This window comes from Trinickia acidisoli (assembly GCF_017315725.1).
Taxonomy (GTDB): domain Bacteria; phylum Pseudomonadota; class Gammaproteobacteria; order Burkholderiales; family Burkholderiaceae; genus Trinickia; species Trinickia acidisoli.
The window spans coordinates 3,879,202-3,893,298 of record NZ_JAFLRG010000001.1 but is presented as its reverse complement, the minus strand read 5'-3'; the positions used below and the strand labels follow the sequence as shown (position 1 = coordinate 3,893,298).

The following is a 14,097-nucleotide window of genomic DNA, read 5'->3' as shown; positions in this document are numbered from 1 at the left end:
TTTGCAATCGACTTATTTGCACGATCACTTACCGACAAAAAACAGTCTTTTTGATTTGTCCGCGGCCCCCATTCTGGCGCAGAGGAATAGACCCAATGCGGGAAGCGCCATATAGCTCACGCCCAGCAGTGTAACGATATCGCTCGATACCGACGAGACGACGCTGTTGACGCCGAAAGCGATGGCCATTTGGGAGCAACAATACACTGCGCCGGCCGCCCCTCGCCGCGTGGGGAACCGACTCATGCAAATCGCTGAGGCGCACAGCACGATGAACGAGTAACTGAACGATACGCCCGCCACGCTTGCGAGGAATCCCCCGGCAGACATATACCCAAGTTTCGACAGGAGTAACAACGCCGAGCCGCAGATGACAGGTATGACGAACCCGACGAACATTGTCGAAAGCATGCCAAAGTGCGCGATGAGCCTCGGCAACAGCAAACGGCTGATGACGAGCCCGACGCCGACGAGCGCGATGGCCCAGCCGTAGTGCGTGCTGGAAAATCCGAATTGCTGTTGCAGCACGAATGGACTCGAGCTGGTGTACATGACGAAGCAGGTTATGCCGATACCCGCCATGATGGCCGAGGACACAAACGTGGTGTCCGACAACACCACTTTGTAACTGGCAAAGACTTCGCGTGCGGTGATCGATTTGTTCTTGTGCGTATTCGTTTCCCGACACTGCGAGTAAACGACGAAGATCGACGCCAGCAGCAGCGACATGGCTACGAAGTTCCCTCTCCACCCGAACCAGGATTGAACGAAGCTGCCCAGCAGCGGACCCAGCACGAAGGAAAGGCCCGTAAACAACGTGATATATGAGCTGGCGATAGCATATCGTTCTCCCTGAACGATATCCGACAGAACGATCCGCGACAGCGCCAGGCAGGCGCCACTGCCCACTCCCTGAACAAAGCGCGAGATCAGAAAGGCGGCGATCTTCGAAGCGAAAACAGCCCAAAGATTCCCCACGATCGCGATGACAACCCCGATGAGAATGACGGGTTTGCGGCCGCATTTGTCACTCACTGGTCCGTACACGAGCGAACCCACGCCTGTCCCGAACAGAAAAATGGAGATCGACGCTTGCATGTATTGCGGCGACACATGCATGACCTTCGCCATCTCCGGCAACGAGGAGAGGTGAATGTCGGTACCCAGCAGACCGATGAACAACAAGACCGTCACGATCGCGACGATCTTCAATTCGTCACGCGTGAAGCGCGCTATTTTTGATGCGGACACAGTCCATCCTTGTCATGTTTCAGGTTCGAGTGAGGAGGCGAGCGATCGCAACCACATTCTCTTTGCCCATGATGCTGTGGTGATCGCCCGGCACGCGGACAATGTTCAGTTGATCGGCAAGTACGCTCCAGCCGAGGTCCGGTTCGCCGAACTGCCGGGAGAAACCTTCATCGCCGCAGCAGAGCAACACGGGCCCTGCATAGGGTGCGGGACGGTAGGTGCGAAGCGCTTCATCATTCGCCTCCGTCACGGAAAGCACATTCCGTAACTGCCTTTCGCTCGTACCCGGCGGCAACAACCCTTGCGTCGTGGCCGCTTCGAGCACGTGTTGCCACTGAGCTTCGGTTGGCACGCCGAGCAAGCACTCCCAGTCGAAAGACAGCTTCGGCATCAGGATGCCGAGCATGACGGCGTCGTCGCTCAGCCAGTGTCGGCCCGCCATCTTGCCGTAAGTGCCGTTCCGATACAGTGGCTGAACGCTGGCGTTTTGCGCGCGAGAGTCGAGCAAGGCTAACAGCTCGACGCTTTCGCCCTTTTGCGTGAGTTTCTGAGCCATCTCATAGGCGATGCATCCGCCCATCGAGTGTCCGACCAGCCGATATGGGCCCAGCGGACGCACGGATTTCATCAAATCAATGTACGCGCAGGCCATGTCTTCGATCCGCCGCAACGGCGTCGATTCGCCTTGCAGGCCGGCTGCCTGGATGCCGTACACAGGTTGATCGGGCCCGAGGACGCGCGTCAGTTCGACATAGTTGGTTGTGTGCCCGCCGTAGGGGTGGATGCAAAATAGCGGCGTGAGCGATCCTGCGGTTCGCATGCCAACGAGCTGATGGCTGCGAGGCGCGCTAACGTTTTGCAATGCGACGGCGAGGGCCGCCACGGTCGGATTCTCCAGCAACGCCGCAGGCGATAGCCGATGCCCGAAGCGCTGTTCCGCCTGCAAGATGACGCTCAGGGCCGACAATGAACTTCCGCCGAGCTCGAAGAAATTGTCGGTGACCGCTACCGATTCCATCCCTAACACCTGCTCGAAAATCTTGACCAGCTCGTATTCGACGGCGTTGTTCGGACCGGCCGTCAGCGTACGCGGGCCGCAAGCCTCGCCTGCAAGAACGACCTCCTCGTGACGTTGCACCGAAGCCGCCCTGAACGTCTCGCGCGCCGGCGTGCTTTGACGCGCTTGCGGCCAGAAGCGTTGTCGCTCGAAAGGATAGCCCGGCAACGCGGCACGCCGTCGCGCCGCACCTTCGTGCAACTTGTCCCAGCGCGGAGCGGCGCCCGCTACCCACAGCCGTCCCAGGCTCATCGCCAGTGCGCCGCGATCGGACCATCCCGGCGCGCTCGAGAGGGTGGGGGCTACCACCCGCGCATTCGCGCTATTCGAATGCCGCCGGATGATGGAGGTGAAGGTATGCCCTGGGCCCACTTCGAGGAACATCGCGTCCGTCGCTTGCAGCAACGAGTCGAGTCCCTCGGCAAATCGCACGGTCTCGCGCAGATGACGCACCCAGTGTGCCGGATCGGTCGCCTGCTCGTTTGTTACCCATGAGCCGGTTACGTTCGTGACGTACGGTATTTGCGGAACATGGAGCTCGACCTCGCTGACGACCGCCATGAATGGCTCGAGGACGGGATCGAGCATGGCCGAATGAAACGCATGAGACGTCGACACGCGCTTCGCGCGCAAGCCCGCCGCGTCCAATCGCGCATGAACGGCGTCGATCTGCTCAGCCGGGCCGGCAAGCACGCACGCGCGCGCGGCGTTGACAACGGCGAGATCCACGCCGCCCTGCGCGAACGGCGCTAGCTCATGCGCCGACGCTTCCACGGCCAACATCGAACCGGTCGGCAGTTGCTGGATCAATCGCCCGCGCGCGGCGACCAACTTGAGCGCATCAGGCAGCGACATGACGCCGGCAAGACACGCGGCGACGTATTCGCCGAGACTGTGTCCCATCATCGCGCTGGGGCGCACGCCCCAATGTTCCAATTGCCGCGCCAACGCATACTCCACCACGAATAGTGCGGGCTGCGTGATCGACGTCTGCATGAGCCGCTGCCGCGCGACGTCGATCTCATCGAGCGGCGGATAAAGGGCAGCGCGAATGTCGAGCGCCATCAGCGACTGTAAAAGCTGCGCGCAGTGATCGATGCATTCGCGGAACACGGGCTCGGACTCATAAAGGTCACGGCCCATATTGACCTGCTGCAGCCCTTGTCCGGGGAACAGGAACGTGACCCGTGCGGCTGGCACCGGCCCGCCCGTGTAGCTCCAGGCCGATGGCAGAGACGTCAGCGCGTCGACTGCGCTCGATGGGTTGTCGCACACGACGACACGCCGATGCTGAAAATGCGTGCGCCCAACTTGAAGCGTGTAGGCGATATCGGCCAGATCGGCGGCAGGATGCTGCCGCAGATAGCCGGCAAGGTTCTCCGTCATCGCATTCAACGCGTGCTCGGATTTCGCGGACAAAGCCAGCACGTGGAACGCCGAATCGCGCTCAACCGGCGTGTGTCGCGGCGCTTGCTCCAGAATCACGTGCGCATTGGTACCGCCGATGCCGAACGAGCTGACGGCCGCGCGCCGCGGCATTGTTGTCGCCGGCCAGTCGGTCAGCGCATCGTTGACCCAGAACGGGCTGCTTGCCAGCTCGAGTTTCGGATTGGCCGACTGAAAATGCAGGGTCGCCGGAATCTGTCCGTGATGCAGGGACAGCGCGGCCTTGATGAGGCCGGTGACACCTGCCGCGACGTCGAGGTGGCCGACATTGGATTTCACCGAGCCGAGCGCGCAGAACCGCGCGGCTGCCGTATAGTGGCGCCAGGCGCGGGTCAGCGCTTGTACCTCGATCGGGTCGCCGAGCGGCGTGGCGGTGCCATGGGCTTCGACCATCCCGATACTGCTCGGATCGACGTTGGCGCGTTGCAGCGCCTGCTCGATGACGTCGGCTTGCCCGTCCACGGCCGGTGCCGTAAAGCCCACTTTGGCGTTGCCGTCGTTGTTGATCGCCGAGCCTTTGATGACGGCCCAGACGTGATCTCCGTCCGCCAGCGCGGCAGACAGGCGCTTCAAAACGACGATGGCGCCGCCGCTGCCTCGCACGGTGCCTTGTGCGCGGCTGTCGAAAGGACGGCAGCGCCCGTCGGCCGATAGGATGTGACCGTCTTGATGCAGATAGCCCGTGGCGTGCGGTGCTTCGATCGACACGCCGCCGGCCAAGGCAATGTCGCACTCGCCCAGCATCAGTTGCTGGCAGGCCAGATGGACGGCGACGAGCGAGGTCGAGCACGCCGTTTGCACGGTCAGTGCCGGACCATGCAAGTTGAGCTTGTAGGCAAGCCGCGTGGAAAGAAAGTCCTTCTCGTTCAGGATCGTGGTTTGGAACAGTTCGGCGGCGCTTTCCGGATTCGTTTCCAGGTAATGAAGCAGATAGGCCGCGCGGCCCGTTCCGCCGTATACGCCGATCCTGCCGGCGTAATCCGCGTTCGCATAGCCCGCATGTTCGAGCGCTTGCCAGCCTGTTTCAAGGAAAAGGCGCTGCTGCGGATCCATCAACAGGGCTTCGCGTGGCGGATAGCCAAAGAATGCCGCATCAAAGTTTTCCACGTCGTCGAGCACGCCCTTGCGTTTGACGTAGCGCGGATTTGCCAGCGAGGCGGGATCGACGCCTGCCGCGAGCAGTTCCTCATCGGTCAACGACTTGACGGACTCGACCCCCGCGGCCAGATTGCGCCAGAACTCGTCGACGTTTGCCGCGCCCGGAAACCGGCCCGCCATCCCGATGATCGCGATGTCGGTATCCGCGGGTCCCGCGCTGTTTGGCGCTACCGGTGCACGCATGGCTTGGTGCCCGGTACGGTCGGCATCGCCGAGCGACGCAGTAGTCGCTTGATCATTCGTCGCACCGCGCAGATGGTCCGCCAAGGTCCGGATGTTCGGAAAGCGGAACAGATCCATCGTCGGAACGCGATGTTCCAGGATTTTTTCCAGTTCGATTTCGACGCGCACGAGATCGAGCGAATGACCGCCCACTTCGAAGAAGTTGTCGTCGATGCCCACCGCGTCCAGCTTGAGTACCGTTTTCCATACGTCGGCAATCTGCTGTTCGAGTGCATCGCGAGGCGCGATCATGTTTTGCGTTGCCACGCGCTCGGTCGGATCGGGCAACGCCGCGCGATCGATCTTGCCGTTCGGCGTCAGTGGCCATGCGTCGAGCGGAACGATTGCCGACGGCAGCATGAATTCCGGCAATTTGCTTTGTGCATGGGCGCGAATGCCCGCGGCGGAGATACCCCCCGCGTTATCGGCAATCACGTAAGCAAGCAGCGACGGCGCGCTACCTGCCGTTCCACGCGCGATCACGAGTGCCTCACGCACGCCGGCATAGCTCGCAATGACCGACTCGACTTCTCCCAGCTCGATGCGGAAGCCGCGGATCTTCACCTGATGATCGAGGCGCCCGAGATACTCCAGGCTGCCGTCGGGTAGATAACGGGCAAGGTCGCCCGTCTTGTACATACGCGCGCCGGATTCCTCGAACGGGTTGGCGATGAAGCGTTCCGCCGTGAGGTCCTCGCGATTCAAGTAGCCGCGTGCAAGACCCATCCCGGCGATGTGAATCTCGCCTGCAATGCCGACAGGCACGGGTTGCAATTGCGCATCGAGTAAATAGATCCGAGTGTTCGCGATGGGGCGTCCGAGCGCGACGCGTTGAGTCTCCGGCTGCAGATGTGCAATGGTCGCGCACACCGTTGCTTCGGTCGGTCCGTAGGCGTTGAGGAAGCGTCGCCCATGCGCCCACCGCTTGACGATCTCCAGACTGCACGCTTCGCCCGCGGCGGCGACGGTGCGCAGTGTCGGCACGTCTTCGGGTTGCAACAACGCGAGGACCGAAGGCGGCAGCGTGACTACCGTGACGGCGTGACGCGCAATGGTGTTCACCAATGCCGAGCCGGGCATGATGTCCGCTTTCGACGCGAGGCAGAGCGCAGCGCCGGCGCACAGCGCCGTGAAGATCTCCGAGACGGACGCATCGAAACTGACCGACGCAAACTGCAAGACCCGGCTGTCCGGCCCAATGTCGAAAGCAGCGATCTGCGCATGCACCATGTTCGACAAGCCGTAGTGCTCCAGCATCACACCCTTTGGACGTCCGGTAGAGCCGGAGGTGTAGATGACATACGCGAGATCGGTCGGCTTCGACGACAGATCCAGGTTGTGAGCGGACTCATCGGCGATTGCAGCGGCATCCGTATCGACGCACAACTGCTGGATCTTCGCGGACGAAACTTGGGCGGCGGCACCCCGGCGCTTCAGCAGCAACGTCAAGCCCGCATCGTCCTGCATATATGCAAGACGCTCTTCGGGGTAGCTGGGATCGAGCGGCAAATACGCGCCACCAGCCTTCAGCACGGCGAGGATGCCGATCACCAGTTCCGGACTGCGCTCCATGCTCACGCCGACCAACTGGCCCGGCCTCAATCCGAGACGGTGCAAATGATGCGCAAGCTGGTTGGCGCGCGCATTGAGCTCGGCGTAGGACATCGTCTGCGCTTCGTGGTACAGCGCGACGGCTTGCGGTTTGCGTTCCGCCCGCTCCTCGACGAGCCGGTGCACGGGAGTCTGCGGGAAGCGGGCTTCGGTCGCGTTCCACGTCGCGTAGTCACTGCGCTCACGCCCGGTCAGCATCGACAGATGACGAAGCGCCTGTTGCGGTGTTTGGATTGCGCTCGCGATCACTGCCTGGTAATGGCCGATCAGATAGGCGATGCTTTGCGCGTCCCAAAGATCGGTGTTGTACCAGCACACTGCGCGCAGGTGGCCACCGACCTCTTCGACCACGAAGTCGAGATCGAATTTGACGCCATGCTGCTCCAACGGATACGACTCCAGCGGCAGGCCGGCGAGATCCAGTTTGGCGCCGCCCAGACCCATGCGCGCGGCCGCTACCCCGCGCATATGCGCGAGATGAGCCTTCTGGTACGTGAAGGACACCTGGAAAACGGGGCTGCGGCTCGTATCGCGCGCTACGCCCAGTTGTTCCACCAGCAATGGAAACGGATAGTCTTGATGCTCCTTCGCACCGACGAGTACGGCCCGGACGTGCTGCAAAAAATCGGCGAACGAGCGCTCGCCATTGAGTTGTGCGCGCAGCGCACAGGGGCTCGCGAAGTAGCCGACCGTGCGCGCATAGCCGTGCGGCGGCCGTCCGAAACGGGGCGAGCCCACGACGATGTCGTCTTGCCCGGTAGTCCGGTACAGCAGCACATAAAACGCCGCGAGCAATACCGTGTAGAACGTCACGTCCTCTTGCCGCGCGAGTGCCCGGATCTGCTGCGTGAGGGCCTGGTCGAACTCGAACGAATGACCGGCGCCGACGTGAGTTTGCACGCGAGGGCGCGGCCGATCCGTCGGCAGGTCGAGCACGGGGAGCCGATTCAGTTCCTTCTTCCAGTACGCCCAATGCTGATCGCCCACTGAAGAGGCGAGCATGCTCCGCTGCCATTCCACGTAGTCGACGTAAGACAGGCCGGCGGGCGGCAAGTCGGCCGTTTCTCCCGTTGTTTCCGTTTTCCCCGCCAAGCGTGCTCGATACAGAAACCCCAGTTCTTCCATCATCACGATCAGCGACCACGTGTCGGCGGCAATGTGATGACTGTTCAAAAACAGGACATGCTCATCGGGGCGGCTCGAGAACAGTCGCGCGCGAAAAACAGGTCCATTTTTCAGATCGAAACCGGTATCGGCCTCTTTTGACAGGCGTGCATGCAACTCGATGGCGTTCCACTGCGATGCATCTTCGTGCTGGAAGTCCGGCTGTCCGTGGGAATGAATCAGTTGTAGAGGCTCGCCTTGCGGCGCCGCATACGTTGTGCGCAGTACAGGATGCCGATCGACCAAATCCTGCAAGGCGCCGCGAAAGGCATCGATGTCGAGCGCGCTGCCGATCGTCCAGGCCATCGGCAGGCCGTATTCCGCACCCTCTGGGTTCAGATTCCACAAAAACCACATGGCGCGTTGCCCGCGCGAGAGTTCCGCCGTCGCGTAGGAGAGCGAAGACATGCTGGCGTCATCACGGGAAGTCATGCGGTGGTGCTGCTGTTGCGTACTGGTGGTCAAGCTTGTTCTAACCTTCTAAAGACGTTTTTTGGCCCGGGGCTCTTCAGAGCGCGCACGCGCTGTCAAATGAGAGTCCGCCGGGTAAGCGCGCTGGGATCCGGATCAGCGATATATCGAACGAAGACCAGCCGGTAAATTTTTACCGGACGGAGTGACCGTTTGATGGCGGGGGAAATGGCGAAAGGTAGCGATATGGCCCGACAACGTTGTTCGTGCGCTAGCTTGCGGCCTGCATCTCGCTTAGTCGTACAACGGCGCGATGACGGAAATCTTTAGATGCTTTTTGGGGGCTTGAACCAGCGGGTGCGTTGCGTTTGCGCGCGATCACGCATGTCGCGACGATGTACCGGCCCGCGAAATCGTTTGCGCGTGGAATTGCCCTCGGAATGCGAAGCGCTCGAGAGCGTGACGGCATGGGGTAGTCGAGCAGTGTGAATTCTTTCGATTACTTAGTAGTAAGACTCGTCGCTTTGGTGGCGTGAATTTGGCGGCTAACCTCGCGCCGTAGATAGCGGCTATGAAGATCACGACAAGCACGAAGACTGTCGAACGATCTGTTGGGGGAATTCGGCGCGAACAAAAGAAACGGCGCTATGTCGAATGCTGTAAGTAGGGCAACGCAAGGAGCGTGCAGGAGCCTGGGAAATATTCTGCGCATGAACGTCCCTCTGGAGCGGTGGTTTAGCAATTCGATCGCGGTCGCGAAGCCTTAACGAACCGTGATAGTGCCGTAATAATCGACTGCCGTACCGGGAATACTGCTTTCGGCTGTGACATCAAAAATTGACGCAGCTTACGAATTGTCTGGCATTGGGCAGTGTGATGCATCCTTGGCTCAGGCCCCACCGCCCTGAAGGATGTAGCCGGAAGTTGCCGCGGCGCACGCCCTCGATGAACGTCCAGTCGTCGATCGCTCCGTCGTTACGATAAAGCGCGAACCATTCTGAGCGGCTCGTGCCTGCTCTAATGTCTTGCCAAGCGTCGTTGAACCATCCGAGTCGGCCGCCGCTTTGATGGCGCGCTCGTTTACGGCAAGCGTCGCGCGATCGCTGAGATGTGTGGCTGGATAAGTCAGTACGCGTCGCAAGAACGTGTCGGCGGCCGAGTCGGTCACCTTGCGGTCGGTGAGGTTTCGCTGCGCCGACAGGTAGAGAGAATTGGCGCAGAACTGACGCGTCTCGGGACGACGCACGATTTTGAGCAGGGCGACCTTGTATGGCAAGCCGAGGCGACGTGGTAATTCATTTCTTAGGAAATCCGACGACATGGTCAATGCTGGGCGCCATCGCGCGCCGTGGCTGTATGGCCATTATAGGCGGGCAGTCCTGGGCGGCTTCGCCTGGGACTCGTTGCGAGTGACGAGCATTTCGGGATGAGATGTAGTCCTGTATCATACGGCTCGCACTTGAGAGGGTGCATCACCTACCGATTCTTTCAAAAAAAATAGATGAGCCGTTTCGAACCCAGTCTGCTCGATAAATTATTCGGCGACGGCCCGAATCAGGCGGCGCCGGCCGTCGTGCGGCAATTGTCGCTGGATGAACTCAAAGGCACGGTCGCGCGCCACATCGAGTCGCTCCTGAACGCCCGAATCACCTTTACCGACGATCGCCTCGTTGGGTTCGACGAATGCCAGCGGTCGGTGCTGACTTACGGGCTGAATGATTTCGCGGGGCTCAGCCTTGCAAGCCATGACGACCGTACGACCATCTGCACTTCGATTCAACGCGCGATCGAGCGCCACGAACGCAGGCTCAAGCAGGTCGACGTGAAGCTCGAGGTGAACGCGCAGTCGACGAACGTGCTGTGCTTCGCCATCAAGGCGATGCTCGTTGTGCATCCGGCTGCGGAGCCGGTCAACTTCGACGCCATGCTGCAACCGTCCACGCTGCAATATTCGGTCACCCGCGCGCGCCCCAAAAGGTCCTAACAAAAGGCTCTAACAAAAGGCCACGAACACGAGAGCGGCGCTCGGGCCGAGTAACAAATGAATCCTGAGACCTAGATGGAAGAATTGCTGCCGTACTACGAGCGCGAGCTATCGCACTTGCGACATTATTCCGGGGACTTCGCGCAGCGCTATCCCAAGATTGCGGGGCATCTTTTGCCGGCGGATGAGCATAGCGACGATCCGTACGTCGAGCAATTGGTCCAGGCGATCGCGATGCTCGATGCGCGCATCGGCAAGAAGCTCAAGGATGGTTACCCGCAGTGCGTCGAAGCGCTCTTGGACGTGATGCATCCGCATTATCCGCGGCCGTTCCCGGCGCGCTCGATCGCGCAGTTTTTCGTTGATCCAGCGGCCGGGGAGAAGCGTTCCTATGTGTTTGCGCGAGGCACGGAGCTGGTCAGCCGATCGATCAACGGAGTTCAATGCCGCTTCAAAACCGCTTACGACGTCACGCTCGCGCCCCTTACGATCAGCGAGGCACGCTACCTGCCGGCAGCGGCCGCCCCTGTCGTTCTGCCCGCAAACGCTGCCGGGATCGTATCCATTGTGTTCGAGTCGACTGCGCCGCAATTGAATTTGCGCGCGCTCGATCTGCGCACCATTCGCTTGCATTTGAACGGTGAGTCTTCGTTTATTGCCGCACTGGCCGACGGCCTGTTCATTCATGCGTTGGCGGGCTATGTGGAGGCCGATGGCGATGGCCGCTGGAGACGACTGCGGACGGCGCCGGTCGCGCAGGCCGGTTTTGGCGACAACGATACGCTGCTCGACTATCCTTTGAAGTCGCCCCCGGCCTACCAGCCGCTGGCGGAATATTTCGGATTCCAAGAAAAATTCGATTTCGCCGACATCGATCTCGCAGCGATGCTCGATACGGCGGGCTCTTGCCGACGCGTCACACTCCATGTGGTGTTGAAGAAGGGCCACGGCAACCCGCACACGGGGCGACTGCTGGAGTCGTTGTCAACTACCCATTTCAGGCTCTTCTCGACGCCCGTCGTCAACCTGTTCCGCCAGCGTGGCGAACCGATTCGCGTGACGCACGAAGAGGTTGCCTATCCGGTCGTGGCGGATGCGGGCCACGCGTCGGCCTACGACGTTTACTCGATTGATTCAGTGGTGCTCGTACGTCAAACGCAAGAGCAAGATCAGATCATCGAGTTACGGCCGTTTTACACGCAGCGCTACGGCGACGAGCACCGGGCCGGGCATTGCTGGTTTGCCCGTCGAGACGAGGCGGTGGCGTCCATGAGTCCTGGCTACGAAACGGAGATTTCGGTCGTGGACGCCAATTTCGACCCGATGGCCGCGCAGACCGATACGTTGAGTTTCAAGCTGACATGCACGAATCGCGATCTTCTGGCACGACTTGCCGTTGGCCTTGAAGGAGGCGATCTCTTCATGCCGGACGGCGTTGAAAGTGGCCCCGCACCTAGTATCGCGATGCTGCGCCGGCCAACGCAAACGCTGCGCTTCGAGAGCGAGGACGAACTGCATCTGCGGCTCGCCTCACACATGGCGCTCGATCACCTCGCGCTGACGGATGCCGCGCTCAAGGCCGTGTTGGTGTTATACGACGTGCGCCGCTCGGCAGTGTCATCCCGCCACATCGACGGGATCGTCGACGTCGAGTCGCGCAGTGCGGTGCTGGAGTTGCCCGGCAAACCGTACGCGACGCCCGTACGGGGCGTCGAAATGCGTCTTACCATCGATGAGCGCCATTTCATCGGAGCCAGCATCGCGACGTTCGTGGGGGCGATCAACGCATTTCTTGGTAACTACGTCGCGTTGAACAGCTTCGTTCAGTTAATCGTCGTCTCGAAGCATTCGGGCGAAGAGATCGTGCGATGCAAGCCGCGCAGTAGCGATTTCGTTTTTGCGTAATCAGGGGGACTTTGCCGATGAGTACAACCGACGATGATTTCGACGACGATCTGCTGCGGCACTATTACGAAAAGGAACTTGAGATCATGCGCCGCGACATGCGAGCCTTCGCGCAGCGGAACCCCGAAGCGGCCGCGCGCCTATCGATCAACAGCGATGGGCGCTCCGACGATCCGGGCGTCGAACGTCTCGCGCAGTCGACAGCGCTGCTTAACGCCCGCCACAGCGCGAAGATCGACGACGACTATCCCGAGTTGTCCGAGGCGCTGATCTGCCGGACGTATCCGCAGTACCTTCGCCCCTTCCCATCGTGTTCGGTCGCACAGTTCGACATTGCAGGCATGTTCGACGGTTTGGCGGAATCCGTGCACATTGCGCGTGGCACGCAGCTATTGACCAAGCGCGGAAAGTGCAGCTTCCGCACCGCGTACGATGTCGTGCTCGCGCCGTTGCGGATCGCGCGTGCGCATTACGCTCTTACCCCGGCAGCCCCACCCAGCGTGAAGCTGCCGCCGGAGATGAGCGGGATGCTGTCCGTGACCTTTGCTTCGGTCAAGTCCGGCTGCAACCTCGATGTGGCGACACCAGACACCCTGCGTATCCACGTGGCCGGCCAGCCCCAAACGGTCGCTGCACTCATCGATACCTTGCAGTTGCGTACCACCACCGCCTATGTGGAAGACAGTACGGGGCGCTGGACGCGTCTTGCGGACCATCCGGTCAAGAGGGTGGGTTTCGGACCGCAGGATTGGCTTTTCACGGATGCGAAGGAGCCCGGTCAGCCATTCGGGCTGCTCGGTGAGTATTTCGCGTTCGCGCAGCGTTTTCATTTCATCGACATCGATTTCGCCGGGCTGCGCTTGGCTGCCCCCGGCAGCCAACTCACCCTCCATCTGGCGGTGGAGCGTGTGCCGCCGAGTTCGTGGGTGGCGCAACAGCTGGCGCACGTGCATGCGGACCATTTAAAGCTATTTTGCACGCCGGTCGTCAACTTGTTTGCAAAGGCGGACGTGGCATTTAAATATGATGCGGGAACCCGCGCGTGGCCGATACAGGCGCAGGGGCGGGACGATTCACTCACTGAGATCTGGTCGGTGGATCAGGTTCGCACGCCGCAGGGCGTCGCTCTGAGCTCATCGTCCGCACTCATGACCGCGCTCGCAAGTAAAGCGCGCCCAAGTTGGACGTTGTTGCAGCGAGCTCGCCCTGCATCGCCGGATACCGTTCGACCGGCTGCGCTCTCCTTCGCGGGTATCGACGGCGCAACGCAAGCCAGCGGCGACATCGGCCCGCTGTGGGCCGATGTGACTTGCTCGAACGGCGATCTGCCTCGCTCGTTAAGCATCGGCGCCTCTGGAGGCGATATGCGGGTGGAGGGCAAGACGCCGGGTGAGGGCAAGATTGCGCTGTTAAGCGTCCCGACCGCAGTCACGCGACTTCCTCGTACAAACGGGGCACTGTGGAAGCTCATCGGCCAGCAGACAACGCATGCCTTCCGGTTGACCCAGGACGGCCTGCCTGCCTTGAAGCAGATCTTCCAGCAGTTTGCCGTGCTCTCGCCAGCACAAGCGCGGCACATCGACGGCATCACCGCACTGAGCCACAAGTCGGTCATGACGCTCATGATGAGGCGACCCCAGCCGGCCATGGTGCGCGGAATCGAAATCACATTGGTGATCGACGAGCAATTGTTCTCCGCGAACAGCGTTGCTGTGTTCGCTGGCGTGATGGAGCGCTACTTTGCGCCATACGCCTCGTCCAACAGCTTCGTGCAGCTCATGGTTAAGTCAACGGGCGGGGCTCTTTTGTGGCGCGGCGAGCCGCTAAAGGGAGCGGAGCCGCTCCTGTGAACGAGCGGTATTCGTAAAGCAATAATTGCTCAATGCAC

The 14,097-nt window shown here is 61.0% G+C and carries 6 protein-coding genes; 3 read left to right on the top strand and 3 right to left on the bottom strand.

From position 1 onward, the window contains the following. Nucleotides 1–24: 24 nt before the first annotated feature. The 3 genes from J3485_RS17850 to J3485_RS29435 all read right to left on the bottom strand — a co-directional run bounded on the left by J3485_RS17850 (nt 25) and on the right by J3485_RS29435 (nt 9,342). Entirely contained in the window at nt 25–1,251 is a 1,227-nt protein-coding gene (locus tag J3485_RS17850) for an MFS transporter (RefSeq protein WP_206955368.1), read from the bottom strand. 19 nt (nt 1,252–1,270) lie between these two features. Next, a complete protein-coding gene (locus J3485_RS17845) occupies nt 1,271–8,341 on the bottom strand; it encodes a hybrid non-ribosomal peptide synthetase/type I polyketide synthase (RefSeq protein ID WP_206955367.1) in 7,071 nt (2,356 codons plus the stop codon). Nucleotides 8,342–9,150: 809 nt separating this feature from the next. Beyond that, nucleotides 9,151–9,342, bottom strand: coding sequence for a tlde1 domain-containing protein (locus J3485_RS29435; protein ID WP_309477047.1), 192 nt, complete (start codon nt 9,340–9,342; stop codon nt 9,151–9,153). A gap of 479 nt (nt 9,343–9,821) precedes the next feature. Here J3485_RS29435 and tssE point away from each other — a divergent pair, with 479 nt between their 5' ends. The 3 genes from tssE (at nt 9,822) to tssF (J3485_RS17825) (ending at nt 14,059) form a co-directional block, all read left to right on the top strand. After that, nucleotides 9,822–10,304, top strand: coding sequence for a type VI secretion system baseplate subunit TssE (tssE, locus tag J3485_RS17835; RefSeq protein ID WP_206952532.1), 483 nt, complete (start codon nt 9,822–9,824; stop codon nt 10,302–10,304). Nucleotides 10,305–10,379: 75 nt separating this feature from the next. After that, nucleotides 10,380–12,209, top strand: a complete 1,830-nt coding sequence (gene tssF / locus J3485_RS17830; protein ID WP_206955364.1) for a type VI secretion system baseplate subunit TssF — start codon at nt 10,380–10,382, stop codon at nt 12,207–12,209. Nucleotides 12,210–12,226: 17 nt separating this feature from the next. Next, a complete protein-coding gene (gene tssF, locus J3485_RS17825) occupies nt 12,227–14,059 on the top strand; it encodes a type VI secretion system baseplate subunit TssF (protein ID WP_206955355.1) in 1,833 nt (610 codons plus the stop codon). The last annotated feature ends 38 nt before the right edge of the window (nt 14,060–14,097 follow it).